Below are 23,436 nucleotides of genomic sequence, written 5' to 3' on the forward strand. Positions count from 1 at the left end.
TCCTGGGGGCCAACGACGTGGTGAACCCGGCGGCGCTGCAGAAGGGCACGCCGATCTACGGCATGCCGATCCTGGAGGCCTACAAGGCCAAGACCGTGATCGTGAACAAGCGCAGCATGGCCGCGGGCTACGCCGGCCTGGACAACGAGCTGTTCTACATGGACAAGACCCTGATGGTCTTCGGCGACGCCAAGAAGGTCGTCGAGGACATGGCCAAGGCGATCGAGTAGGACCCGTCGAATCGCCGGCGCCGGCCGTCATTCGAGCGCGATCTTCGCCTTCGCTCGCGTGACCTGCGTGCGTACCGCCGCGACCGCAGGAGCGTCGGAGAATCGGAGAATCGGAGAATCGGAGAATCGCAATTTTCCGCAGGCCGACATGAACCTTGCAACGAAACTTCACATGGGGAGCGCCTGAGATGGACATCAAGCGCCTGCAGTTGCTGTCGGACATCGTCGAGGCGGGCAGCCTCAGCAAGGTCTGCGCGTCCCGGGGCATCGCGCAGTCCGCCCTCAGCAAGCACATCGCCGTGCTGGAGGGCGAGTTCCGGGCCAAGCTCTTCTATCGCACGGGGCGCGGTGTCGTGCTGACCGAATTCGGCCAGTCGATCATGCCCAGGGTGCGTTCGCTGCTCGGCGAGTTCGAGCAGCTGAAGAACGATATCAGGGACCGAGCCGACGTGCCCAGCGGGCCCGTCAGGCTTGCCGTCCAGGCCTCGATCACGCACGCGCTCGTGGGCCCGCTGTTCCAGCGCGTGCGCGCCGATTTCCCGAAGATAGAACTGCGCCTGATGGAAGGGTTCGCGGGCAGCATCGAAGACGCGCTCGCCAATGGCCGCGCGGACATCGGCGTGTTCTCGCGCTATGGGAGCCACATTCACAAGACCGACGAGGAGCTCGCCACCAACGAGCTTTATCTGGTGGGCCGCGCGGGCGACGCCGAAGTCTCCAGGCCCGAGTGCAGCTTCGTCGACGCCGCGCGCCTTCCCCTTGTGCTGCCGGGTGCACCGGACGGCCTGTACATGATGCTGCTGGACGCAGCCAGGAAGGCGGATGTGCGGCTGAACACGGAGATCGAAGTCGATTCGCTCACCGCGATGCGCGAGATCGTGGCAAGCGGAGCGGCCTACAGCATCCTCACGCGCCAGGCCGTCGAGATCGACATGCAGCTCGGCCGCATCGACGTCAGCCGCATCACCGACCCCGTGCTGACACGAACGCTGGTGCTCGCCACCAGCGTCCAGCGCCCCCTGACCTACGCCAGCAGGACCGTCATCGACCTGATCCGCACACTGACGCGCGACATGGCCGCGGCCGGTGTGCAAAGGAAGGCGGCGCGTGCACCCGCCGCAGGTCGTCGCCGCGGCTCCGGTGCTTCATGACAGGCGCACGGTCGGTGCATCCCCGCGCTGGTTCAGCAGATCGAGCGCCACGTCGACGATCATGTCTTCCTGACCGCCGACCATCCGCCGCTTGCCGAGTTCCACGAGGATGTCCACGGCAGGGATGCCGTACTTGGCGGCGGCCGCTTCCGAATGCCGCAGGAAGCTCGAATAGACGCCGGCGTAGCCCAGCGCCAGAGTCTCCCGGTCGACCCGCACCGGGCGGTCCTGCAAGGGCCGCACCAGGTCGTCGGCCGCATTCATCAGCGCGAACAGATCGCAGCCATGGTTCCAGCCCAGCCGGTCGGCGGCTGCGATGAACACCTCCAGAGGCGCGTTGCCGGCGCCCGCGCCCATTCCGGCCAGGCTGGCATCGACGCGGTCGCAGCCCTCCTCCACTGCCACGATGGAGTTCGCCACCCCGAGCGACAGGTTGTGATGCGCATGGATGCCGATCTGCGTGTCCGCGCGCAGGGTGTCGCGGAACGCGCGGATCCGCTGCCGAACGTCCTCCATTCCGAGTGCGCCGCCGGAATCGACCACGTAACAGCAGGTCGCTCCGTAGCTCTCCATGAGACCGGCCTGGGCGGCCAGCCTCTCGGGCGTCGTCATGTGGCTCATCATCAGGAAGCCCACCGCTTCCATGCCCAGGGTCCTGGCGGTCTCGATGTGCTGCCGGGCGACATCCGCCTCGGTGCAGTGCGTGGCGACCCGCACGATGCGGGCGCCGGCGGCGTAGGCCTCCTTCAGGTCGTGCACCGTGCCGATGCCGGGAAGCAGCAGCGTGGTGATCTTCGCCTTCTTCACGACCCCGGCGGCGGCCTCGATCCACGCGACGTCGGTGTGCGCGCCGAAACCGTAGTTGAAGCTCGATCCCCTCAGGCCGTCGCCGTGCGCGACCTCGATGGAATCCACGCCGGCCTCGTCGAGCGCTCTCGCGATGCTGCGGACCTGCTCGATGCTGTACTGGTGACGGATCGCATGGCTGCCATCGCGCAGCGTCACGTCGGAAACATAGATCTTCTTGCTCATCTTCGACTCCTCTAGACGGCGGGGGCCATGCCCTCGGCCATGCGTTGTGCGATGCGTTCGGCCGTCGACAGGGCCGCGCTGGTCATGATGTCCAGGTTGCCGGCGTACGACGGGAGATAGTGGGCCGCGCCCTCCACTTCCAGAAGCACCGTGGTCTTCAGGCCGTCGATCCGCCCGATGCCCGGAATGTTCAGGTCCCGGACCCGGTCGAACTGCACTTCCTGCTTCAGCCGATAGCCGGGCACGTAGCGCTGCACGGCAGCGACCATCTCTTTCACCGAGTCGGCGATCCGCGCCTCGTTGGCCACCTCGCTCAAGGTGTAGACGGTGTCGCGCATCATCAGGGGAGGCTCGGCCGGGTTGAGGACGATGATGGCCTTGCCGCATTCCGCGCCACCCACTGTCTGGATCGCCCTGGACGTGGTTTCGGTGAACTCGTCGATGTTGGCCCGCGTGCCCGGTCCAGCCGACCGGCTGGAAATGCTGGCCACGATTTCCGCGTAGCGCACCTTCGCGACGCGGGAGACCGCGGCAACGATCGGAATCGTGGCCTGCCCGCCGCAGGTCACCATGTTCACGTTCGGCGCGTTCAGGCACTCGTCGCCGTTGACGACCGGCACGCAGTAAGGGCCGATCGCCGCCGGCGTCAGGTCCACCATCCGCAGGTCCGGCTTGATCTTCCTGAGAGCGCGATCGTTGACCACGTGAGCGGAAGCGCTGGTGGCGTCGAACACGAGTTCGATGTCACCGAACGCGGGAAGGCGCATGAGCCCCTCGACACCCTCATGCGTCGTCGCCACGCCCAGGCGCTGCGCCCTTGCCAGGCCTTCGGAGTCGGGATCGATCCCGACCATCGCGGCGAGTTCGACGTGCCGGCCGTGCCGCATGACCTTGATCATGAGGTCGGTGCCGATGTTGCCGCTGCCGATGATGGCTGCCTTGATCTTTCTGCTGGACATTTGTTTCTCCTGGTTCAGGCCGGCGCGAATGCCGTTCTCACGGCACCCAGTCCAGCAATCGTTGTGTCGATGACGTCGCCCGGCGAGATCGCGACCATGGGACCGAGCGCGCCGGTCATGATCACGTCGCCCGCCCGCAGGGGCCGGCCCACATCCATCATCTTGCGGGCCAGCCACAGCGCGGCATTCAGCGGGTGCCCGAGGCACGCGGCGCCCACGCCGAGGGAGACGACCTGCCCCTTGCGCTCCATGAGCATTCCGCAGGTGCGAAGGTCCACCTCGGAGAGCTTCCTCGGCCGAGTGCCCAATGCATACAAGCCCGAGGAAGCGTTGTCGGCGATCGTGTCCAGCAGCCGGATGTCCCAGTCGCGGATGCGGCTGCCGACGATCTCCACGGCAGGCAGGACGTACGCCACCGCCGACATCAGCTGCGACAGCGTGACCGGCTCGTCGCCGAGATCGCGCTCCAGCACCACGGCCACCTCCGCTTCGACCTTCGGCTGGAGCACGCGGTCCGCCGCGACTTCTTCGTCGGGCGCGAGCTCCATGTCGGCGAAGAGCATCCCGAAGTCGGGCGAGTCGACGCCGAGCTGCTGCTGGACCGACTTCGAGGTCAGGCCGATCTTGCGGCCCGTCAGCCGCCGGCCGGCCTCGAGGTGGAAGGTCGTATTCAGCTCCTGGACCGCATACGCGCCTGCCACGCCCATCGCGGCCAGATCGTCCCGAACGGGTGGAATCGGCCGGCCCTCGCGGGATGCGCTCCTCAGCGATGCGGCAAGACGTTCAATCGTCGCTGTGTCCATGGGGGCCTCAGAGTGCGGTTGTCAGGTGAAGGGGATTCGAGAAGACGGGCGTCCACGGCTTCATGACGACCTTCTTGAACAGCGATGCCTTGGAGAACGGATCGTTGGCCGCCAGCTTCGCGGCTTCGTCCTCGTTGGGGGCGTCGTAGATGAACAGCGCACCGCTGCCGTCGGCAAACGGACCGGCCAGAACCAGCCGATCCTGTCGCAGCAGATCCTGCAGATAGGCGCGATGCGCGGGCCGCGTCTGGGCGATGCGCTCGGGCTCGTGGGTGTATTCGACGAAGGCTGTGAATTTCATGTGAGACCTACCTGTTGAGAAATCCGATCGAGATCCATGGCACGGCCGCCACCAGCACGGTGCCGATGAAGAGCGAGGCCATGTAGAGCCAGATATGGCGCACGCCTTCGCTCGGGCTGGTGTGGCTGATGGCGCACGCGGCGTAGTAGCCGACGCCGAACGGCGGGGCGAAGAGGCCGATGCCCATCGCCAGGACCACCACCATCGCGTAGTGAACGTCATGGATGCCCAGCTCTCGCGCGATCGGGAACAGAAGAGGTCCGAACAGCACGATGGCCGGGATGCCTTCGAGCACGCTGCCAAGGAGAATGAAAGCCACGATCGAGACCGCCATGAAGCCCGCCGCCCCGCCAGGCAGCTTCGCCATCGCCGCGGCCAGGTCGCCCGAGAATCCGGATTGCGTCAGGGCCCAGGCCATTCCAGTCGCGGTCCCGATGATCAGCAGGATGGCACCGGACAAGGCCGCCGTCTCCACCAGCGCGGGCCATACGCGCCGGAGGTCGAACTTCCGGTAGATCAGCAGGCCGACCAGGACCGCGTAGACGATGCCGATGGTCGAGACCTCGGTCGCCGTCGCGACGCCTTCCACGACGGCGGCGCGGATCACGAAGGGCAGCGCCAGCGCCGGAAGCGCCACGATGAAGCTCTTGCCCACGACGCCCCAGTCGACCCGCGCGACGCGGGGCCCTCCCGCCCTGCGTGCGCGCCACCACACCACCAGCCCCAGCATCGCCGCCAGCACCACGCCGGGCAGCAGGCCGCCGGTGAACAGGTCGGCAATGGAGATGCCCATGACCGACCCGATCGTGATGAGCACCAGGCTCGGGGGAATCGTCTCGGTCTGCGCACCGGTCGCCGACAGCAGTGCGACCATGTCGCCGTCTTTCGCTCCGCGCTTCTTCATCTCGGGGAAAAGCACCGGGGCGACCGCCGCCATGTCCGCCGCCTTGGAGCCCGAAATTCCCGACACGAGGTACATCGCGCCGATGAGGACGAATGACAGCCCTCCGCGGACATGCCCGAGCAGGTTGGCGAGGAATTGCACCATGGCCCGCGCCATCGACGTCATCTCGATCAGCACACCGAGAAAGACGAACAGCGGCACCGACAGCAGGATGAGGTGCGACATCCCCTCGTCCATTCGCCCCACGATCACCGTCGTGGGCGTCGAAGTAGTCAGGCTCAGGTAGCCAAAGGTCGCCAGACCGAACGAGAACGCGATGGGCACGCCGGCAAAGACCAGCAGACCGACGATCACGACGAAGAACACCAGCAGGTTGGCATTCCCGAGCCCCTGCAGGACGGGCTGCAACAGCACCAGCCCACCGACGACCGCAACGCAGGCGACCACCGCGGCGATCGCCATCCGCCGGCTCGACGTGGCCAGCAACCGCAGCACGCTCATCAGCAGAATGAGACCGATGCCGACGGGCACCGCAGCGGCCCGCCAGGCATTGGAGATGTCCAGCGCGGGCATGGTCACGAGCGCCTCCTCGCTGGCGAACTCGAACGCCGGATGGGCCATCAGCGCGAGCCACGTCATCGCGCCGACGGTGGCGACGAGTTCGAGGAAGCCCCTCGCTCCCGGGCTGGCGAGGTCCACGAGCGCGGTCATGCGCATGTGGCTGCCACGGCGGAACGCCACCGCCGCGCCCAGCATGATGAGCCAGATGAAGAGCAGAGAGGCCAGCTCGTCGACCCAGACCAGCGGGCTGTGCAGGACATACCGGCTCACGACCCCACTGAAGAGCACGCCGATCTCCGCGACGACCAGCAGCGCTGCCGGCACTTCGCACAGCGTCCCCACGGCCTTCTCGGCCGCACAGAATCCCCGCGTCAGGATGCTCCTGCCGCCGTCCGCCTCCCGGGGGTCGACGAGCCGCGGATTGACTTCGACCGCATGCGTTGACATGGCCCGTCTCCTCAGTGCTGCGGCAGTCCGAGGACGTTGGCCTGGATTTCAGGATCGACGAAGCGCTCCAGCCGCTCCGGATGCACGACGACCGTGATCTCGCACGACCCCGTGCCCACTGTCAGCCCCAGGAGATGACCGCCGGCGCCGCCAAAGGTGCCGTCCGTCACCGTGCCGTGCGCGTGAATGGAAGGCTTGCCTTCCTTCCAAGCGATGGAGCCCGTCATGTTGGCCATCTCCACGTTGCGGAAGGTCTTGGGATCGAACTGCTTGCGGCCGAAGTCATAGAAGCCGAAGGTGGCCTCGGACATGAAGCCGATGCCGACGAAGCTGGCACTCGGAATCTTTTCCGCCTGGGCCAGCTGCTCGAGGTTCTGAAGCACGTTGTCGCCATGGCGAAGCACCATGAGATAGCCCGTGGGCGTCTTCATGTACTTCCCCTTGAGGGCTTGCGCCGACGCGCCCTGCGTGACCGAACAGGTCAAGGCAAGGCCCAACGCAACGAGAGATGCCAACCGCGCCAATGTTTTCATGATGTCTCCTGGAAATCGAGTTTGAGGACTGCCGCGGCGGTCGCCCGATGGCCACCGACCGTCGAATCGCAGCGGAAGAAATCGGGGGACCGCTACACGAGCTGGCCCGCGTATTTTTCGAGCAGTGCCCAGGTTTCGGCCGGGAACTTCTTCTGCCAGTCCTGGTAGAAGCCGACCTTGCTGAGGTAGGCGCGGAAGCCTGCGAGCTCGGGCTGGTTGAAGACCATTCCCCGGCCCTTCAGCTCGTCGCGCAGCCGGGTGTTGAGCGCGTCCACCGCCTGGCGCTGCTTGAGGGCATAGGCGTCGAAGGTCGTGGACGCCAGTTGCCGAAGGTCCTCGGGCAGTGCATTCCACGTGCGCAGGTTGCCGACAAGCCAGAAGCCGTCCCAGACGTGCGAGGTCAGCGAGCAGTACTTCTGCACCTCGTAGAGCCGTTGCGTCTCGAGGATGGTCAGCGGGTTCTCCTGGCCGTCGACGATCCGCGTCTGCAGGGCGGTGTAGGTCTCTGCCATGTTGATGCCTGCAGGCGCGGCGCCGAAGGCCTTGAACAGCGAGGTCAGTGCAGGACTCAGCGGCACACGGATCTTGAAGCCGTTGAAGTCCTGCGGCGTCTGGATCTGCCGGCTGCTGCTGGTCACCTGGCGGAAGCCGTGGTCCCAGATCTTCGACTGGGGCACCAGGTTGACCTTGGCGAACGCGGCCCGGATGTGCGCGCCCAGATCGCCGTCCATCGCCTGCCACACGTTCTCGTAGCTCGGGAACGCGAAGCCCACGCCGCTGATGGAGGCCGCGGGCACCAGCGTGCCCCAGATGAGGCCCGCTGTGCTGACGAAGTCGATCGCACCCGAACGAACCTGCGAGATCATGTCCGTGTCGCTGCCAAGTTGGCTGTTGGGAAACACCTGGATGTTCAAGCGCCCGTTCGAGGCGCGCCCGATTTCCGCGGCGGCCGCGGTGAGGTTCGCGGTGGTCGGATGGGTGGGCGCCAGCGCGATGCCCAGCTTGTAGTTGTAGGTCTGGCCGGCCGCCCGCGCCGGCGTGCCGAGCATCAGGGCCGGCGCCGCCGAGGCAGCCGCGATGGCCATGCCGCGCCCGAGCACCAGGCGGCGCCCTGTGTTGAATCCGTTCATGTCTTGTCTCCTTTTGATTCGATCTCTTGTGTGCCTGCGGATGCCTCGCCGGCGGGTGCTATGCGGTCGCCGGCTTCCTGTTGCTGAGGTACTTCGAGAAGCTTCTTGCGCCGTCCCAGTCCTGGATGAGCGTCAGCCGGCGCTTGAGGAAGAGACCGTCCGCAACCCGCTCGGCAAAGGCCTCGAAAGTCTCGGTGGGGTCGTCGATCTCGAAGACGAAATAGACCTTCGCCTCTTCGTTCGAAAGCCACGGGCCCGCCAGCAGGCGCAGATCGCCGGGCAGGTTGTGCGGCCTCACGCCGACGCGCAGCTTGCCGAGGAAATCGACGACGCCTTGCATCGTCCTGGGCGACATGTCGCGCAGCCACACTTCGTTGAAAAACTTGGGCATCTTGCTTTCTCCTTGTCGGTTCGAAGTTCAGGCCGCCGTCACGCGATCCGTGTAGGCCTTCATCTGCTCCCAGCCCGAGAGCAGGGTGAGCTTGCGCCGGGCGAACAGGCCGCTGACCACGCGTTCCGCATAGGCGTCGAACATGGTCGACGGGTCGTCGATCTCGAAGATGAACATCACCTTCGCCTCTTCCGCGGAAAGCCAGGGGCCCGCGACCATGCGCAGGTCGGGGGGCAGGTTGTCCGGCTTCGTGCCGACGCTCAGGTTGCCGAAGAAGGCCACCGCCTCTTCGATGAGCTCGGGCTTGATGTCCCCGAGCCAGACTTCGTTGAGAAACAAAGGCATCGCTGTCTCCATATCGGTTTTCGTGCTGCAACCTCTGCAGCGCGATGCCGGAAGAATAGGAAACGGTGCGGCCCCGTCATAGATTCAAATCGAGATATCAGACTTTCCGCTGTGCGTGCCGATCCGGGGGCAAATCCCGTCGCCCCCGAGGCACGCGCGGATGTCACCTATAGTGACCGGCCCCCCGTCTTCTCACTGGACGATCGAATGACAGCATCAGATGCCACGCGGTTCATCCGCACGAACACCGGCTACCTCATGGTCCTGCGGCAAGGAGACGATGTCTTTGCGAACCTGATCGAGCTGACACGCGGCATGAACATCCCGAGCGCGAGCCTCGTGGGCCTCGGCTTCGGCCACGCGACCTTCGGCTTCTGGGACGCCCGGCAGCGCAGGTTCAATCCGCGTCGCTTCGACAACGTCGAGATCGGCAGCCTGGTGGGAAGCCTCGCCTGGAAGGACGGCAAGCCGCTCCCCCACCTGCACGCCGTGGCATGCGACAGCAGCTTCGCCGCCTACGGCGGGCACCTGCTTGCGCTGGAGGTCGGCACCGGCTCCATGGAGCTGACGATCACGGTGCACCCTCAGCCCCTCCAGCGGCAGACCGATGAGCGCACGGGCGCGAATGTGCTCGACCTCTGCGGTGCGGCAGACGGCGAAGCGGCGGGCGGCTGCGGTTCCTGACTCCGTTTCATCTGACATCGCTTCGGTTCCATGCGAATCGGTTCACGGGCCGGTTCTCAATGAGGCCACGCGCGGTACCTGCTGCGCAGCTTTGCTGCGTTCGCCGCCGACCGTCGAGAACGACACATCCCGCGCGGCAACGGTGATCGACGGGGCCAGCCGAGCCCCCTTTCTGCGCGAGTACCTGGCTCGCCATCGTGCCGCCGGTGCGCACACCTGCGATTCGTACGCCTACAGCTTCCAGTCGCTGTTCGAGTTCGCTGCCCGCAGGCTCAAGACCGTGCCATCGGCTCTGATGACTAAGCAGCAATCGAGGCGCGATGTCGAGACTCTTGGCTCTTAGGGCATTCCACTAGTGTTCAGCGCGTTCAGGCCGTTGACCCCCGAACACCCGCTCGCTATATTCGACATTCGTAATGAACGATCGTTAACCAAACGATATGAAGCCAATGAGACAACGACATGGATGAGGTATCGACCCAAGTGGCGCAGCTCGCGCTGCAAGGCATTTCGATCGGTGCGATCTATAGCTTGGTCGCGCTCGGTCTGGTTCTCAGCTACAAAGCCACCGAAGTACTGAACTTCGCGCATGGCGACATCGTCATGCTGTCGGCATTCCTCGGGTGGTGGTTGATCGCAGACGGCGGCTTCTCGTTCTGGATCGCGCTGCCGTGCGTAGTGGCTGTCGGCGCGCTCTTCTGCTACGCACTGGAAGCCCGCATCATGCGGCGCATCGTCGGTCAGCCGCAGTTCGCCGGCGTGATGCTCACCATTGGCATCGGCTTCATGATCCGCGGTGCGGTCAGCATGATGTTCGGCCCGGAGTCCCGCACCTACGCGACACCCTGGACCGACCAGACGCTGCGCTTCGGCGGGCTGGTTGTGGGCGAGCTCAATCTCGTGATCCTGGCCGCCGCGCTGATGGTCACGGCGCTGTTGTTCTTTTTCCTGCGCCGCACCTCGCTCGGCGTGGCGGTGCAGGCAGCCTCGCAGAATCAGCTGGCCGCGTATCTCTCGGGCGTGCGGGTCAAGCGGCTCAACTCGCTGGTGTGGGCCATCTCCGGTGGCATCGCAGCGCTGTGCGGCCTTCTGCTGGCGCCGATCACGCTGGTGGACCTGGGGCTCTGGTTCGTCATGCTGAAGGCACTCGCCGCGCTGGTGCTGGGCGGCTTCGGCAGCGTGCCGGGCGCCATCGTGGGCGGGCTGCTGCTGGGGCTGGTCGAGCAGTTCTCGGGCGTCTACCTGCCCGACGGCTTCAAGGACGTGATGCCCTACCTGGTGCTCATCGGTGTGCTGATCCTGCGCCCGCACGGCTTGCTCGGCGAGAGCCACGGGCGAAGGGTCTGACATGGCGGTGACCTACAACACCGACTACGGACAGGGTCGCGCGCTGGTCCGCGGGCCGCGCCAGTGGGGCGGCGTCGCCGCCATGGCGCTGCTGCTGCTCGCACTGCCATTCGCGCTTCCCGCCTTCTACGTCGGCGAGATCACCTTCATCCTGATCATGAGCATCGCCAGCCTGGGGTTGATGGTGCTGATCGGCTTCACCGGGCAGGTTTCGCTGGGGCAGGCGGCGTTCGTCGCCATCGGCGCGTACGTCCATGCGCTGCTGCTGGCGCAGGGCGTGCCGCTCGTGGTCTCGCTGTTGCTGGCCGGCGCGGCATCCGGCCTGGCGGGGCTGTTGATCGGCCTGCCCGCGATCCGCGTCTCGGGTCTGCACCTCGCGATGGTGACGCTTGCATTCGCCATCGTCACGGAGCACGCCATTGGCCGCTGGAAGTCGCTCACCGGCGGCCACAGTGGGCTGGCGGTGCCCGACCCGACAATCTTCGGCCTCAGCCTGGGCGGAACGCGCGCCTTCTATTTCCTGTGCCTCGTCGTGCTGGTGCTGGTGTTGCTGGGCCTGCTCAACCTGATGCGCTCGTCGATCGGCCGCGCGCTGATCGGCGTGCGGGATTCCGAAGCCGCCGCGCACGGGCTCGGTATCGCGGTGTCGAGGTACAAGGTGCTGGCCTTCGTGATGTCGGCAGCCATCTCGGGCGTGGCTGGCGGGCTGCTTGCGCACCAGAACCAGTTCATCACGCCCGAAGGCTTCGGGCTGTCCCTCTCGCTGCAGTTGGTGTTGATGGTATTCATCGGCGGACTCGGCAGCCTCCGCGGCGCAATCTTCGGCGCGGTGCTGATTGGGCTGTTGCCGTCGTTCATCTCGTGGATCAAACCTTGGCTGCCTGCGCGCCTCGGCAGTTCATTCGGGCTCGAGCTCTTCGTCTACGGTGCGGTGCTCACGCTCTTCGTGTTGCTCGAGCCGCGCGGTTTGAACGGCCGGTGGCTCAAGTTCAAGGCCTTCGCGACGAGCTTCCCGCTCTACCGAAAAGGCACTTTCCGCCGCACCAAGGCCTACATGCAGTCGGAGCGCTACCGGTGAGCAAGCCCTTCTTCGAAGTCGATCAATTGAGCCTTTCCTTTGGCGGCGTCAAGGCGGTCCGCGACGTGAGTTTCCAGGTCGCGCGCGGCGAGGTCTTTGCGATCATCGGACCGAACGGCGCGGGCAAGACCTCGCTCTTCAATCTGATCACCCGTGTCTTCGAGTCGAGCGGTGGGGACGTGCGGATAGAGGGAACGTCCATAGGCCGCGTCGCCCGCCACGACGTCGTACGCCACGGCGTGGCGCGCACGTTCCAGAACATCGAGTTGTTCGAAGGTGCGACAGTGCTCGACAACTTGCTGCTCGGACGGCATCGTGCGCCGCACGGCAACTTCCTGGCGCAGCTCATCAATTTGCCGTCAGTGAAGCGCGCAGAAGCGATCACGCGTGATCGCGCCGAGGACGTGATCGAGTTGCTCGGCCTGGCACCGTACCGCAGCCACCTGGTCGCGGGGCTGCCCTACGGCGTGCGCAAGGTGGTGGAGCTTGGCCGCGCGCTGGCGGCTGAACCGAAGCTGCTCCTGCTCGACGAACCAGCGTCTGGCCTCAATCCGGAAGAGACGCATGAACTCGGCTACTGGATCGAGGACATCCAGCAAGAGCTGGGCATCACCGTGGTGATGGTGGAACACGACATGTCGCTGGTTTCGGCTGTGGCGGATCGCGTGCTGGTGATGGACCAGGGCCAGGTACTGACCATCGGTACGGCCGCCGAGGTGCAGAGCGATCCGCGCGTCATCACCGCCTACCTGGGAGCCTGAATGACCGCGCTGCTTTCGGTTTCCAGCATCGAGACCTGGTACGGACCCGTCAACGCCATCCGCGGGGTCAGCCTGCAGGTGAATGCCGGGCGCATCGTCGCCGTGCTCGGCGCCAACGGCGCCGGCAAGACGACGCTGCTCAATACGATCGCCGGCGTGATCGACCCTTCCAAGGGCAGCATCGAGTTCGTGGGCGAGCCGATTCACGGCAAGGACGCCGACGAGGTTTGCCGGCGCGGCGTGGTGCTGGTGCCGGAAGGCCGGCAGCTTTTCCCCTTCCTGACCGTGGCCGAGAACCTCGCGATGGGCGCCTTTGCGCGCAGCCGCCGCGACTCGCAGGTGGCGCGTGACATCGAACGCGTCTACCAATGGTTCCCGCGACTGAAGGAGCGCAGGGACCAGCACGCGGGCTTGCTGTCGGGCGGCGAACAGCAGATGGTGGCCATCGGCCGCGCCTACATGAGCAAGCCGAAGCTGTTGCTGCTCGACGAGCCCTCGCTCGGCCTCTCGCCGCTGCTGACCAAGGAGATATTCGCCATCGTGCGGCAGATCAACCGCGAAACGGGCACGGCGGTGCTGGTGGTCGAACAGAACGCTGCCATCGCGCTCGCGACTGCGGACGACGGCTATGTTGTCGAGCTGGGCCGCGTGGTGGCCGCGGACACCTGCGAGAACCTCGCGAACAAGGCCGACGTCAAGGAATTTTACCTGGGCGCGGCCGCACCGAAGAGCGCCGAGACCGCGCCCGCCGGCATCCGCCGGCTAAACCGGCGCAAGAGCTGGCGCTGAGCTGCGCACCGATCGATCCATCCAATGAAGGAGACTTGAAATGAGCATTCGTCGACGTACCGTCCTGTCTGGTGCCCTTGCGGGCCTGGCGCCCGCGCTCTTGTCCATGCCGGCGCGCGCATCCGGCATCGGCGACAAGGAGATAGTGCTGGGAACCCACCTGGACCTCTCGGGGCCGGTGGCGGTTGCCATGCCGCCGATCCGCAACGGCATGGAGATGCGCATCGCCGAGGCCAACGAGGCCGGCGGCATCCACGGCCGCAAGATCCGCTTCGTGATCGAGGACAACGCCAGCCAGCCGGCCCAGGCCGTGCGCGCGGTGGACAAGCTGCTGCGCAAAGACGAGATCTTCGCGATGCTGTGTCCTTTCGGTTCAGGCGCCAACGTGGCGACGATCAAGCGCGTGCTCGATGCCGGCGTGCTGTGCTTCGCACCCTACGGCGCCTCGGCGCTCATCCGCGCCACCGCCGGCAATGCGCCGCTGCTCTTCACGACCAACCTCAACTACGACAGCACCACGGCCGCGGGCGTGCGATGGGCAGTCGCGAAGCTGGGGAGCAGGAAGGTCGGCCTGATCTACCAGGAAGGTCCGTTCGGCGACCTGGTCGCCAAGGGCGTCAGGACCGCGCTGGATGCCAAGGGCATGACGCTGGCGGCGGAGGCCAGCTACAAGGTCGGCGACATCGACTTCTCGTCGCAGGTCTCTCGCATGAAGGCCGCAGGCGTCGACCTGATCGTTGGCGCCACCACGACGCGCGAGACCATCGCAGTGTCGGCCGAAGTCAAGAAACTCGGCTGGGCCGACGTGAAGGTGTTGACCGCGAGTCCGGGACGCGCCGGCCTCACAGTGGCGATTGGCAAGACTTCGGTGGAAGGGCTGTACGGTATTGGCAGCTGGAAGATCAATACGCCCGAGCAGCTGAGCGCCAAGGACAAGGCCTGGACCGAGAGCTACCGCCGTCGCTTCAAGACAGAGCCGGACGACGTCGCGATGGCGTTCTATGACTACACCGACTGGTTCCTGCAGGAAGTCGGCAATGCGGGGCGCGATCTCACCGTGGATAAGCTGGCCAAGGCGCTGCAGGCTTCGAGGTTCAAGGGCATGGCCTCCTACGACACCCAACGCTTCGTCAACAACCACGCCGATCCCGAGTGGATCCGCGTCGAGCAGGTGGAGAAAGGCCAGTGGGTCGGCCGATCCGAAGTGATCGACCCGGCCAAGACGAGTCTGTGATGGCGCAACTCCCGTCCTCCACCGTGCCGCAGTGGTGGCGTGACCGTTGCTGCGAGGGCGGCGAGCGGCCCGTGCTGCGGCAGAAGCGCCGAGGCTTGTGGACCACCGTCACCTGGGCAGGCTGGTATGCGCAATCACGCGCCATCGGCCTCGCGCTAGCAGACACGGGTGTACAGCCGGGCGAGGTGGTTTCGATACTAGCGGACAACCGGGCCGAATGGCTCATTGTCGATCTCGCTGCGCAGGCCATGGGTTTCATCAGCCATGGCATCTATCCGGGAAGTTCAGCCGCCGAACTGGCACATGTACTGATCGACGCCCGATCGCGGGTCGTTGTGGTCGATGGTGCGATTCAATTGAGCAAGCTGCTGGAGGTGCGCGCGCTGTGTCCGGCGCTGCGCCTTGTTGTTGTCATGGACGGGCGAGGGCTGCGCAATCTCGACGATCCCGGCGTGCTGCGGTATGACGCACTGCTGGCGCACGGCGAGGCGTTGTCATCGACCCGCGCCAAGGTGTTCAAGGATGCGGTCGACGCTGGCCTGCCGGGGCAGATCGGCATTTTGGCGTACTCCGCCGGCAGCACAGGCCCGGCGACGGGCGCAGCCATCACTCAGTACGGGGCCCTGCAGCAGATGCGGGTCGCGCCCCAATGGCTGAAGCTGGAAGCGGATGAGCGCACGCTGTCGCTGGTGTCCCTCGCACATGCGGGGGAGCGAATGCTGACCCTCGGCGCGGCACTCGCGACCGGCTGTATCGTGCACTTTCCCGAAGGTCGCGACACGGTGCTCAATGACCTGCAGGAAGTCGCGCCGCAACTCATCTTCGCCACGCCGCATTTCTGGGAGCGCCTGCACACCCGCACCGAGCTCTCGATACGCGAATCCATTCCCTTTGCACGGTCCGCCTATCGCCGGGCGCTCGCACGCCGAGCCGCCCGTCGCGGCGGCGGGTTCACCAACGTGACGCTGCACAACGTGCGCCGCTCGCTCGGCCTGCAGAACATGCGCATGGCGATCACCGGCGGAGCACCCATTGCCGGGGCATTGCTGGATTGGTATGCGGCCATTGGCGTGCCGATGTTCGAATCCTATGGCCTGGCCCAGACCGCGGGGTTCTGTGCGATCGTGCCGACCGGCGCGGTCGATGCGGCGATTGCAGGCAGTGCGCTTGCGCGGCTGCGCGTGGACGCCGATGGACAGGTCCTGGTGCGTGGTGGGCTGATGGCCGAGGGTTGGAACGCACGCAGGCCGGACCCCGTCGCGCCGGTGACGAACGCCGACGGCTGGCTGGCCACCGGTGACTTCGGCGTGCAGGAGCCCGGCGGGCGGTTGCGCGTGCTGGGCCGGATGGCCGATCGCTTCACCGCCTCGGGCGAGTGGGTCGCGCCCGGCGTCATCGAGAGCGAAATCAAGCGCAGCTTCTATGTGGCCGATGCGCTGGTCTTCGGCGAGGCGCGTCCCTATTGCGTCAGCATCGTGGCGCTCGATGAAGAGAGCGTGGGCCGCTATGCCCAGGAGCGGCAGCTTCCGTTTACCGACTACGCCAGCTTGGTGCGCCATCCGCAAGTGGTGCGGCTCATCGACGCCGAGGTGGCCACGGCCAATGCGCGTCTTCCGGCGACGCATCGGGTGCGCGAGTTCCGAATCATCGAACGCCAGCTCGCCGAAGACGACGAGGAGCTGGCACCGACGCTGCGGCTTCGACGGCACGTCATCGAGCGGGTCTACGCCCCGCTCATTGACGCGATGTATACCGATTGAGCCGGCTCAGAGCGTTGCGGCCAGCCGGCTTGCCTGGTTGATCGCGCGCTTGGCGTCGAGCTCGGACGCCACATCGGCCCCACCGATGAGATGTGTCACGACGCCCGCGGCCTGGAGCGGTCCGACCAGCTCGCGCAGCGGCTCCTGGCCGGTGCACAGCACGATGGTGTCGACCGGCAGCCAGCTGGCGTTTTCCCGCGCTTCGCCGTAGCTCAGCAGCAGGCCTTCGTCGCCGATGCGTTCGTAGTTCACGCCCTCGACGGTCGTCACGCGCTTCATCTTGAGCGAGGCGCGATGGATCCAACCCGTGGTCTTGCCCAAGCGGGCACCGGCCTTGGTTGCGCTGCGCTGCAGAAGGAAGACCTCGCGCGCCGGTGGTGTGATGTGTGGCACCACGCCCTCAATGCCGCCACGTGCCGAGGCGGGATCGCCGACGCCCCACTCGGCCAGCCACTTCCGAGCATCGAGCGTGGCTGAGTGGCCATCGTCTACCAGAAATTCCGCCACGTCGAAACCGATGCCGCCGGCACCGATCACCGCTACGCGCTTACCCACCGGCTTGCGATGGCGCAGGACGTCGATGTAGCTGAGCACCTTGGGATGGTCGATCCCCGGAATGTCGGGCGTACGCGGGACAACGCCGGTGGCCACGATCACCTCGTCGTAGCCTCCTTCGATAAGTTGCTGAGCGCTGACGTGCGTGCCCAGGTGCAATCGCACGCCGGTGGATGCCACGCGCTGCTGGAAGTATCCAACCATGCCATGAAACTCCTCCTTACCCGGCACCACCTTGGCCATGTTGAGCTGGCCACCGATTTCGTCGGCCGCGTCGAACAGATCGACCTCATGGCCTCGTTCGGCCAGGACCGTAGCGGCCGAGATGCCCGCGGGCCCCGCGCCAATCACCGCGAAACGCCGCTTCTTCGGTGTCGGCAGGTAGTTGAGCTCGGTCTCGTGGCAGGCGCGCGGATTGACGAGGCAGCTAGCCACCTTTTCCACGAAGATGTGGTCCAGGCAGGCCTGGTTGCAAGCGATGCAGATGTTGATCTGCTCCGGGCGCCCAGCCGCGGCCTTGCGCACGAAGTCCGGGTCGGCCAGCATGGGCCGCGCCAATGACACCATGTCGGCGAAACCGTCGGCGAGCAACTTTTCCGCCACCTCGGGCGTGTTGATCCGGTTCGATGTGACGAGCGGGATACCGACTTCCTGCTTCATCTTCTGCGTGATCCACGCGAACGCGCCGCGCGGCACGCTGGTTGCGATGGTGGGTACGCGCGCCTCGTGCCAGCCGATGCCTGTGTTGATGATCGTGGCGCCGGCAGCTTCGATCGCCTTGGCCAGCAACACCACTTCATCCCAACTGCTGCCGCCGGGCACCAGGTCGATCATCGACAGGCGGTAGATCAGGATGAAGTCGAGTCCGACGGCTTCGCGCGTGCGCCGCACGATCTCGACCGGCAGCCGCATGCGGTTGGCATAGGAGCCGCCCCAGTCGTCGGTTCGCCGATTGGTGGCTGCCGCAATGAACTGGTTGATGAAGTAACCCTCGGACCCCATGATCTCGACGCCGTCGTAGCCGGCATCGCGCGCAAGCACGGCGCAGCGCACGAAATCTTGGATCTCCTGTTCGATGCCAGCCAGCGTCAGAGCCGTCGGCGGGTAGGGCGAGATCGGTGAATGCAGCGCCGAGGGTGCCACGCCGTTGCGGTGCATGGCATAGCGGCCGGTGTGCAGAATCTGCAGCGCGATCTTGCCGCCTTCGTCATGCACGGCGCGGGTAACGGGCCGGTGGCGCTCGGCGTCTCGCGCGCTTGTCATCGTGCCCGCACCTGCCATCGGCGTTCCGGCCTCGTTCGGCGCGAAGCCGCCGGTAACGATCAGGCCCACGCCGCCGCGAGCGCGCTCGGCAAAATACGCTGCCAGCTTCTCGAGCGTTTCGTCGTCTTCGAGGCCTGTGTGCATCGAGCCCATCAAGACCCGGTTCTTGAGCGTGGTGAAGCCCAGGTCCAGGGGCGCGAGCAGATGAGGATATGGTTGCGCTGCCATCGTGCTCACCACCGCTCGCTCCAGGGGCGCAGGTCGAGCTCGAAAGTCCACGCATCGCGCGGCTGCGTGTGCAGATGCCAATAGTTGTCGGCGATGTGGTCAGGGTTCAGGATGCCGTCCTGGTCCTTTGTCGCGTATTTCTCGGGGAAGTTGGTGCGGATGAATTCGGTGTCGATGGAGCCGTCCACCACGACGTGGGCCACGTGGATGTTCTTCGGCCCCAGTTCGCGCGCCATGCTCTGGGCCAACGCGCGCAACGCGTGCTTGGCGCCGGCGAAGGCCGCGAAGGTGGCCGAACCGCGCAGCGCAGCAGTTGCACCCGTGAAGAGGATCGTGCCGCGTCCGCGCTCGCTCATGCGCTTTGCCGCTTCGCGCGCGTTGAGAAAACCACTGAAGCAGGCCATCTCCCAGATCTTGAAATACTTGCGCGCCGTTTCCTCGACGACTGGCGACGGGACATTGGCACCGATATTGAAGACCAGCACTTCGACGGTGCCGATTTCGCGCTCGATTTTCTCGAACAGCGCGATCACTTCCTCTTCCTTGCGCGCGTCGGATGCGAACGCGTGGGCTTGGCCACCCGCTTCGCGAATGCTCTGCACCAGCGGCTGGAGCTTTTCCTCGTCGCGCCGAGTGACGCAGGCGATGAATCCCTCCCCAGCAAAGCGCTTGGCAATGGCGCCGCCGGTTGAATCGCCGGCGCCGATCACCAGCGCCACCCTGGCGCCGGACGTGTTTGAGGTCATGGGGTCTCCTTTTGGAAAACGTTCGTTAAGTCATGAACGTTAAGCGACCCACGCCGGCCTGTCAACCCGGCGGCCCCGCGGGGAGGCATTCGCGTGACGCGTCAGGTGCTTTGGGAGAGGTAGTTCTTATCGATCGAGCGCCGGGTTGACGCCAGGATCTCTTGCCGCGTGCGTTCGCTCTCGACGACGCGCGCCATCAAGATCGCGCCAATGCACTGCGCCATGACGGCCCAGGCAGCATCGCCGTCGTTGTCGAGTCGGCCGCTCCAACTCTTGTGCAGCCTTTTGAGCGAACGCTCGACTGCGGCGCGCACGGGCGGCTCCGAACGGGAGATCTCGGCGCCGAGTGCCGGCAACACGCAGCCCGTCTCGGGGTGCAGCGCGTGGGCGCTGCTGAGGTAGCTGCGCAGACATTTAGCGACATGGTCGGGCGGCGAGTCCTCGGTGCCGGCAAGCATGTCCGAGCTGTTGTCCATTTCGCGCTCGACGATGGCCGCGAACAATTCACCCTTGGAACCGAAGTGGCTGTAGAACGCCCCGCCCGTGAGCCCGATGGCCGACATCAGCGCATCGACACCGGTGCTGGTGAAGCCGCCCTTCTTGGCAATGGCTCGGCTACTCGCTAGAAGCTTCTCGCGGGTTTCTTGTTTGTGATTGGTGGCGTAGCGCATGCGTGACTCCAAGCTTAGGGTTTCCCCGTTGACATAAGTGAAACCTTAACATATCGTTCGTTAGCTAAACGATCGTTTTGTCACGATGAGAGACATGCATTCATGAGTCAGCGCGTCGAGTTCTTCTTTGACGTGGGCAGCCCCGCGTCGTACCTGGCGTGGACCCAATTGCCATCCCTCTGTGAGCAGGCCGGCGCGGAACTGGTCTACCGCCCCATGCTGCTGGGCGGCGTCTTCCAGGCCACCGGCAATGCGTCGCCCGCCGCTGTGCCAGTCAAAGGTGCCTACACCCGCAGGGATCTTGCGCAATACGCCAGGCGCTACGGGGTCACGCTCAACGACAACCCCTTCTTCCCGATCATCACGCTGATGCTGATGCGCGCAGCTGTGGGCATTCAAATGCACAAGCCAGAGCGTTTTCAGGACTATCTTCGCGCGGCGTTCAAGGCGCTGTGGATCGACGCGCTGGACCTGAACCAGCCTGCGCTGACCGCTGCCGCGTTGCGGGACGGCGGATTCGACATCGATGAGGTGATGGCGCTAGCGAACGGTCCGGATGTGAAGGCCGCATTGCGTGCCACCACCGACGAAGCCGTCGCGCGCGGCGTATTCGGTGCCCCGACCATGTTCGTCGGCGACGAGATGTTCTTCGGCCAGGACCGGCTCGACTTCGTGCGCGAAGCGATCGCCTGAATCCAGCACGCCATTTCCTCTACAACACCCCCGACGGAGACAACGAAATGCAACCGCGCCCCTGGCACCGCAGCTATCCCGAAGGCATGCCGCTGGATGCCCCCATCGACCCCGGGCTGACCCTGCCCGGACTGCTGCAGCGCAGCTTTGATCGCTATCCCGAGCACATCGCCTTCACCTGTGCGGGGGCGGGCCTGAGCTACAGCGCGCTCGAGCGCCTGTCGTGCGCCTTAGCCGCCTACTGGCAGCGCTGCGGCATGAAGCAGGGAGACCGCGTGGCGCTGATGCTGCCCAACAGCCTCGTGTACGCCGTTGCGATCGCGGGCGCCCTGCGCGCGGGACTCGTCGTGGTGAGCGTCAACCCGCTCTATACGGCACGCGAGTTGGCCTACCAGCTGAAGGACTCGGGGGCGACCGCGATCGTCGCGTCGCACGCGGCGCTGCCGCTGATCAAGCAGATCGGTGCTGCGGTCGACTTGCAGCACGTGGTTTACGCCACAGCAGAAGAACTGCTGCTCACTGGCACGCAGTGGTCCCTGAATAGAGCGCGCGGCATGCACGACGGCGTCACGCCCTTCGGCCATGCTATCGCGCTCGGCGAGGCCGGGACCTTCGCGATCCCGCATATCGACACAAGCGACATCGCGTTCCTCCAGTACACGGGCGGGACCACAGGCGTGGCCAAGGGCGCCGCCTTGAGCCAAGCCAATATGGTGGCCAGTGCCGTGCAGATGCTGACCTGGCTGGACAAGGTGTCCGAGCCAGGCAACTGCTCATGTGTGACGCCTCTGCCGCTGTATCACATCTACCCGCTCAACGTGGCCCTGCTGCTGGTTTCGCGCGGCGGCACCAACCGGCTGATGGTGAATCCCCGGGACATCGGCGCGCTGTTGACGGAGTTCAAGCGCGCCCCGTTCAGTATCCTGATCGGCGTCAACACCCTGTTCAACGGGCTGCTCGCGAGCGGTGGCCTGACGCGTGAGGACTTTGCGGGAACCGGGACCGTCATCGGCGCGGGCGCGACCATCCAGGAGTCTGTGGCACAGCGCTGGAACGAGGCCACGGGCGTGCCGATCCGCGAAGGCTACGGGCTCACCGAATGCTCACCCTGCGTCGCGTTCAACGTGCTTGGCGGCGCTGAATGGACTGGCAGCATCGGAGTGCCAATGCCTTCCACCGACGTCCAGGTGATCGGTGGCGAAGGAAGCGCGGTGCAGCCAGGAGAACGGGGCGAGCTGTGCGTGAAGGGGCCGCAAGTGTTCTCCGGCTATTGGGGCCGTCCGGAGGAAAGTGCCAAGGTTTTTACCGAAGACGGCTGGTTTCGCACTGGCGATGTTGTCACGATGGACGGCAACGGCTTTCTTTACGTCGTCGATCGGCTCAAGGACATGATCCTGGTGTCGGGCTTCAACGTATACCCGAACGAAATCGAGGCGGTGGTCGCAATGATGCCGTCGGTGCTCGAGTGTGCGTGCATCGGGGAACCCGACGATCGCTCGGGCGAGGTGCCGCATCTCTTTGTCGTGCCGAGGGATGGGTCAGTGACCGCCGCCCAGGTCGAGGCTCATTGCCGCGCCAATCTGACGGCCTACAAGGTGCCCCGCCACATCAGTTTCGTGGATGCACTTCCCAAATCGCCGGTTGGAAAGATCTTGCGCAAGGAACTGCGTACCTTGCGGCAATCGAGGTTGCCGGTCTGATGGCGGCCGTCGTGGGTACCGCCTCCGGCTACCGGCCGCCGTTGCGCGATCTGCGCTTCGTGCTTGACGAGTTGCCTGGCGTGTCAGATCTGTTGCAGCGGTGCGGCAGCACCGAGTTCGACACCCAGACCATCGACCAAGTGCTGTCCGCGGTAGGGCAGTTGCTCAGGGCGGGTGCATCGAGTATCAGCGAACCGGTTGTCGACTTGTTTTGAGGGGCCTTGTGCGCTGGCTCTTCAAGACAGGGGGAGGATCCTCTATCTGCATTTATGTTCGAAATCACCGCTCAAGTGAACAACAAGCCGATCTCGGTTCCAGACGCATTTATCCGAAAACGCAGCGAAGCCGCCAACGGTTCTGTGCACGACGGGCTCACTGCCGATGAAGAGGAAGCAATTGTTTCAGGACCTTGGGTTGCAAGCTTGCCGGCCTCTGCCCGGCAGGCATTGATGCAGAGATCCGCCGTCCGGCACGTCGCCGCTGGCCGGCAGTTGCTGAGACAAGGAACTGTATCGGAACAATGGTTCGGGATCGCATCCGGCGCCGTGCGTCTTCGGACGACAACGGTCGCTGGGCAGCAAGTTGTCGCATCGATCATAGGGCCCGGCGAATGGTTTGGCGACTATTCGCTTTTGGGTGGATTAGCCGAGCCGTACGACGCCGATGCATTCTCGGATGTCACTCTGATTGCCATGCATCGCGTCGCGTTGCATGCACTCACCGCCATGGATCCAGCATTCAATGCCGAACTACTGAAGTTCGCGTGCAATCGGGGGCGCGGCTGGCACTCGGCGGCAATAGAGAATGTGACACTATCACTCAAAGAACGCGTTGCGGCCCTACTTCTTCGCCTCGCCGCCCGCTTTGGCTCCAAGCACGCCGTGTTCGTCAATATGATGCTGCCCATGTCGCAGCAGGAAATGGCAGACTTCGTAGGATGCAGCCGGCAGCGCCTCAATCAGTGTTTGCGAGGGCTCGTTCAAGCCAAGATCATCTCATTGAATAGCGGCTGCTTCACCATCCTGTCGCTGGAGGCCTTGCGCAGCCGTGCCGGAGGGGCGTCCGAACTTTGACGAGTCGCTCAGATCGCGCGGATAGGCTGTTGGACTTCGGGTCAACCGTTGTCTGCTGCTACTTTGC

The 23,436-nt window shown here is 65.3% G+C and carries 25 protein-coding genes; 13 read left to right on the forward strand and 12 right to left on the reverse strand.

Annotated features, from left to right (window positions below; genetic code table 11):
* Together AC1DYD_RS37020 and AC1DYD_RS37025 are read left to right on the forward strand one after the other, a co-directional pair.
* Nucleotides 1–230, forward strand: a 230-nt coding sequence (locus tag AC1DYD_RS37020) for an NAD(P)(+) transhydrogenase (Re/Si-specific) subunit beta (RefSeq protein WP_478177721.1), incomplete at its 5' end; no start/stop codon positions are given.
* A gap of 188 nt (nucleotides 231–418) precedes the next feature.
* Complete coding sequence (locus AC1DYD_RS37025) at nucleotides 419–1,381, forward strand: LysR family transcriptional regulator (protein ID WP_478177722.1); 963 nt, start codon at nucleotides 419–421, stop codon at nucleotides 1,379–1,381.
* On the opposite strand, the gene dmpG is transcribed toward AC1DYD_RS37025, so the two are convergent.
* From dmpG to AC1DYD_RS37070, 9 genes are all read right to left on the reverse strand, one after another.
* The gene (gene dmpG, locus AC1DYD_RS37030) at nucleotides 1,376–2,413 is read right to left on the reverse strand and encodes a 4-hydroxy-2-oxovalerate aldolase (protein WP_478177723.1); all 1,038 of its coding nucleotides are present in this window, start codon (nucleotides 2,411–2,413) and stop codon (nucleotides 1,376–1,378) included. The two genes, AC1DYD_RS37025 and dmpG, sit on opposite strands and share 6 nt — an antisense overlap.
* Nucleotides 2,414–2,424: 11 nt before the next feature.
* Nucleotides 2,425–3,372 carry an acetaldehyde dehydrogenase (acetylating) gene (locus AC1DYD_RS37035; RefSeq protein WP_478177724.1) on the reverse strand — a complete coding sequence of 316 codons (948 nt, stop codon included), beginning with the start codon at nucleotides 3,370–3,372 and terminating at the stop codon, nucleotides 2,425–2,427.
* 14 nt (nucleotides 3,373–3,386) lie between these two features.
* Nucleotides 3,387–4,175, reverse strand: coding sequence for a 2-keto-4-pentenoate hydratase (gene mhpD, locus AC1DYD_RS37040; RefSeq protein WP_478177725.1), 789 nt, complete (start codon nucleotides 4,173–4,175; stop codon nucleotides 3,387–3,389).
* 7 nt (nucleotides 4,176–4,182) lie between these two features.
* Entirely contained in the window at nucleotides 4,183–4,476 is a 294-nt protein-coding gene (locus AC1DYD_RS37045; protein ID WP_478177726.1) for a YciI family protein, read from the reverse strand.
* Nucleotides 4,477–4,483: 7 nt separating this feature from the next.
* Entirely contained in the window at nucleotides 4,484–6,388 is a 1,905-nt protein-coding gene (locus tag AC1DYD_RS37050) for a TRAP transporter large permease (protein WP_478177727.1), read from the reverse strand.
* Between the two features lie 11 nt (nucleotides 6,389–6,399).
* Entirely contained in the window at nucleotides 6,400–6,921 is a 522-nt protein-coding gene (locus AC1DYD_RS37055; RefSeq protein ID WP_478177728.1) for a PPC domain-containing DNA-binding protein, read from the reverse strand.
* Between the two features lie 92 nt (nucleotides 6,922–7,013).
* A complete protein-coding gene (locus AC1DYD_RS37060) occupies nucleotides 7,014–8,051 on the reverse strand; it encodes a TRAP transporter substrate-binding protein (protein WP_478177729.1) in 1,038 nt (345 codons plus the stop codon).
* 58 nt (nucleotides 8,052–8,109) lie between these two features.
* Nucleotides 8,110–8,442 carry a hypothetical protein gene (locus AC1DYD_RS37065; protein WP_478177730.1) on the reverse strand — a complete coding sequence of 111 codons (333 nt, stop codon included), beginning with the start codon at nucleotides 8,440–8,442 and terminating at the stop codon, nucleotides 8,110–8,112.
* Between the two features lie 27 nt (nucleotides 8,443–8,469).
* Nucleotides 8,470–8,787: a hypothetical protein gene (locus AC1DYD_RS37070; RefSeq protein ID WP_478177731.1), complete on the reverse strand. Its 318-nt coding sequence runs from the start codon at nucleotides 8,785–8,787 to the stop codon at nucleotides 8,470–8,472.
* Nucleotides 8,788–8,994: 207 nt separating this feature from the next.
* On the opposite strand from AC1DYD_RS37070, the gene AC1DYD_RS37075 reads away from it, so the two are divergent.
* The 7 genes from AC1DYD_RS37075 to AC1DYD_RS37105 all read left to right on the forward strand — a co-directional run bounded on the left by AC1DYD_RS37075 (nucleotide 8,995) and on the right by AC1DYD_RS37105 (nucleotide 16,440).
* Nucleotides 8,995–9,471 carry a PPC domain-containing DNA-binding protein gene (locus tag AC1DYD_RS37075; protein ID WP_478177732.1) on the forward strand — a complete coding sequence of 159 codons (477 nt, stop codon included), beginning with the start codon at nucleotides 8,995–8,997 and terminating at the stop codon, nucleotides 9,469–9,471.
* A 462-nt stretch (nucleotides 9,472–9,933) separates the two neighbouring features.
* Nucleotides 9,934–10,818, forward strand: a complete 885-nt coding sequence (locus AC1DYD_RS37080; RefSeq protein ID WP_478177733.1) for a branched-chain amino acid ABC transporter permease — start codon at nucleotides 9,934–9,936, stop codon at nucleotides 10,816–10,818.
* A 1-nt stretch (nucleotide 10,819) separates the two neighbouring features.
* Nucleotides 10,820–11,896: a branched-chain amino acid ABC transporter permease gene (locus tag AC1DYD_RS37085; RefSeq protein WP_478177734.1), complete on the forward strand. Its 1,077-nt coding sequence runs from the start codon at nucleotides 10,820–10,822 to the stop codon at nucleotides 11,894–11,896.
* On the forward strand, nucleotides 11,893–12,657 hold the full coding sequence (locus AC1DYD_RS37090; RefSeq protein ID WP_478177735.1) for an ABC transporter ATP-binding protein: 765 nt from the start codon (nucleotides 11,893–11,895) through the stop codon (nucleotides 12,655–12,657). The genes AC1DYD_RS37085 and AC1DYD_RS37090 overlap by 4 nt, the downstream gene beginning before the upstream one ends.
* Nucleotides 12,658–13,446 carry an ABC transporter ATP-binding protein gene (locus AC1DYD_RS37095; RefSeq protein ID WP_478177736.1) on the forward strand — a complete coding sequence of 263 codons (789 nt, stop codon included), beginning with the start codon at nucleotides 12,658–12,660 and terminating at the stop codon, nucleotides 13,444–13,446.
* 40 nt (nucleotides 13,447–13,486) lie between these two features.
* A complete protein-coding gene (locus tag AC1DYD_RS37100; RefSeq protein WP_478177737.1) occupies nucleotides 13,487–14,680 on the forward strand; it encodes an ABC transporter substrate-binding protein in 1,194 nt (397 codons plus the stop codon).
* Entirely contained in the window at nucleotides 14,680–16,440 is a 1,761-nt protein-coding gene (locus AC1DYD_RS37105) for an AMP-dependent synthetase/ligase (protein WP_478177738.1), read from the forward strand. The genes AC1DYD_RS37100 and AC1DYD_RS37105 overlap by 1 nt, the downstream gene beginning before the upstream one ends.
* Before the next feature lie 6 nt (nucleotides 16,441–16,446).
* Here the strand turns inward: AC1DYD_RS37105 and AC1DYD_RS37110 are convergent, their stop codons facing one another.
* The 3 genes from AC1DYD_RS37110 to AC1DYD_RS37120 form a co-directional block, all read right to left on the reverse strand.
* Entirely contained in the window at nucleotides 16,447–18,486 is a 2,040-nt protein-coding gene (locus AC1DYD_RS37110) for an oxidoreductase (RefSeq protein WP_478177739.1), read from the reverse strand.
* A gap of 5 nt (nucleotides 18,487–18,491) precedes the next feature.
* Nucleotides 18,492–19,232 (reverse strand): SDR family oxidoreductase, encoded by a 741-nt coding sequence (locus tag AC1DYD_RS37115; protein ID WP_478177740.1) that lies wholly within the window; start codon nucleotides 19,230–19,232, stop codon nucleotides 18,492–18,494.
* Between the two features lie 101 nt (nucleotides 19,233–19,333).
* Nucleotides 19,334–19,903: a TetR/AcrR family transcriptional regulator gene (locus tag AC1DYD_RS37120; RefSeq protein ID WP_478177741.1), complete on the reverse strand. Its 570-nt coding sequence runs from the start codon at nucleotides 19,901–19,903 to the stop codon at nucleotides 19,334–19,336.
* 102 nt (nucleotides 19,904–20,005) lie between these two features.
* Between AC1DYD_RS37120 and AC1DYD_RS37125 the strand changes: the two genes are divergently transcribed.
* The 4 genes from AC1DYD_RS37125 to AC1DYD_RS37140 are packed head-to-tail and all read left to right on the forward strand — an operon-like array spanning nucleotide 20,006 to nucleotide 23,369.
* Complete coding sequence (locus AC1DYD_RS37125; protein WP_478177742.1) at nucleotides 20,006–20,596, forward strand: 2-hydroxychromene-2-carboxylate isomerase; 591 nt, start codon at nucleotides 20,006–20,008, stop codon at nucleotides 20,594–20,596.
* A gap of 47 nt (nucleotides 20,597–20,643) precedes the next feature.
* On the forward strand, nucleotides 20,644–22,296 hold the full coding sequence (locus tag AC1DYD_RS37130) for an AMP-binding protein (protein WP_478177743.1): 1,653 nt from the start codon (nucleotides 20,644–20,646) through the stop codon (nucleotides 22,294–22,296).
* Nucleotides 22,296–22,511, forward strand: a complete 216-nt coding sequence (locus AC1DYD_RS37135; protein WP_478177744.1) for an acyl-CoA dehydrogenase N-terminal domain-containing protein — start codon at nucleotides 22,296–22,298, stop codon at nucleotides 22,509–22,511. Before AC1DYD_RS37130 ends, AC1DYD_RS37135 begins: the two co-directional genes overlap by 1 nt.
* A 54-nt stretch (nucleotides 22,512–22,565) precedes the next feature.
* On the forward strand, nucleotides 22,566–23,369 hold the full coding sequence (locus AC1DYD_RS37140) for a Crp/Fnr family transcriptional regulator (RefSeq protein WP_478177745.1): 804 nt from the start codon (nucleotides 22,566–22,568) through the stop codon (nucleotides 23,367–23,369).
* Nucleotides 23,370–23,436 lie beyond the last annotated feature (67 nt).

The organism is Variovorax sp. P4_B11, from assembly GCF_056402355.1.

Coding starts and splice junctions, on each gene's coding strand:
- AC1DYD_RS37025 (WP_478177722.1), top strand. CDS start 419: ATGGACATCAAGCGCCTGCAGTTGCTGTCGGACATCGTCGAGGCGGGC.
- dmpG (WP_478177723.1), bottom strand. CDS start 2,413: ATGAGCAAGAAGATCTATGTTTCCGACGTGACGCTGCGCGATGGCAGC.
- AC1DYD_RS37035 (WP_478177724.1), bottom strand. CDS start 3,372: ATGTCCAGCAGAAAGATCAAGGCAGCCATCATCGGCAGCGGCAACATC.
- mhpD (WP_478177725.1), bottom strand. CDS start 4,175: ATGGACACAGCGACGATTGAACGTCTTGCCGCATCGCTGAGGAGCGCA.
- AC1DYD_RS37045 (WP_478177726.1), bottom strand. CDS start 4,476: ATGAAATTCACAGCCTTCGTCGAATACACCCACGAGCCCGAGCGCATC.
- AC1DYD_RS37050 (WP_478177727.1), bottom strand. CDS start 6,388: ATGTCAACGCATGCGGTCGAAGTCAATCCGCGGCTCGTCGACCCCCGG.
- AC1DYD_RS37055 (WP_478177728.1), bottom strand. CDS start 6,921: ATGAAAACATTGGCGCGGTTGGCATCTCTCGTTGCGTTGGGCCTTGCC.
- AC1DYD_RS37060 (WP_478177729.1), bottom strand. CDS start 8,051: ATGAACGGATTCAACACAGGGCGCCGCCTGGTGCTCGGGCGCGGCATG.
- AC1DYD_RS37065 (WP_478177730.1), bottom strand. CDS start 8,442: ATGCCCAAGTTTTTCAACGAAGTGTGGCTGCGCGACATGTCGCCCAGG.
- AC1DYD_RS37070 (WP_478177731.1), bottom strand. CDS start 8,787: ATGCCTTTGTTTCTCAACGAAGTCTGGCTCGGGGACATCAAGCCCGAG.
- AC1DYD_RS37075 (WP_478177732.1), top strand. CDS start 8,995: ATGACAGCATCAGATGCCACGCGGTTCATCCGCACGAACACCGGCTAC.
- AC1DYD_RS37080 (WP_478177733.1), top strand. CDS start 9,934: ATGGATGAGGTATCGACCCAAGTGGCGCAGCTCGCGCTGCAAGGCATT.
- AC1DYD_RS37085 (WP_478177734.1), top strand. CDS start 10,820: ATGGCGGTGACCTACAACACCGACTACGGACAGGGTCGCGCGCTGGTC.
- AC1DYD_RS37095 (WP_478177736.1), top strand. CDS start 12,658: ATGACCGCGCTGCTTTCGGTTTCCAGCATCGAGACCTGGTACGGACCC.
- AC1DYD_RS37100 (WP_478177737.1), top strand. CDS start 13,487: ATGAGCATTCGTCGACGTACCGTCCTGTCTGGTGCCCTTGCGGGCCTG.
- AC1DYD_RS37105 (WP_478177738.1), top strand. CDS start 14,680: ATGGCGCAACTCCCGTCCTCCACCGTGCCGCAGTGGTGGCGTGACCGT.
- AC1DYD_RS37110 (WP_478177739.1), bottom strand. CDS start 18,486: ATGGCAGCGCAACCATATCCTCATCTGCTCGCGCCCCTGGACCTGGGC.
- AC1DYD_RS37115 (WP_478177740.1), bottom strand. CDS start 19,232: ATGACCTCAAACACGTCCGGCGCCAGGGTGGCGCTGGTGATCGGCGCC.
- AC1DYD_RS37120 (WP_478177741.1), bottom strand. CDS start 19,903: ATGCGCTACGCCACCAATCACAAACAAGAAACCCGCGAGAAGCTTCTA.
- AC1DYD_RS37125 (WP_478177742.1), top strand. CDS start 20,006: ATGAGTCAGCGCGTCGAGTTCTTCTTTGACGTGGGCAGCCCCGCGTCG.
- AC1DYD_RS37130 (WP_478177743.1), top strand. CDS start 20,644: ATGCAACCGCGCCCCTGGCACCGCAGCTATCCCGAAGGCATGCCGCTG.
- AC1DYD_RS37135 (WP_478177744.1), top strand. CDS start 22,296: ATGGCGGCCGTCGTGGGTACCGCCTCCGGCTACCGGCCGCCGTTGCGC.
- AC1DYD_RS37140 (WP_478177745.1), top strand. CDS start 22,566: ATGTTCGAAATCACCGCTCAAGTGAACAACAAGCCGATCTCGGTTCCA.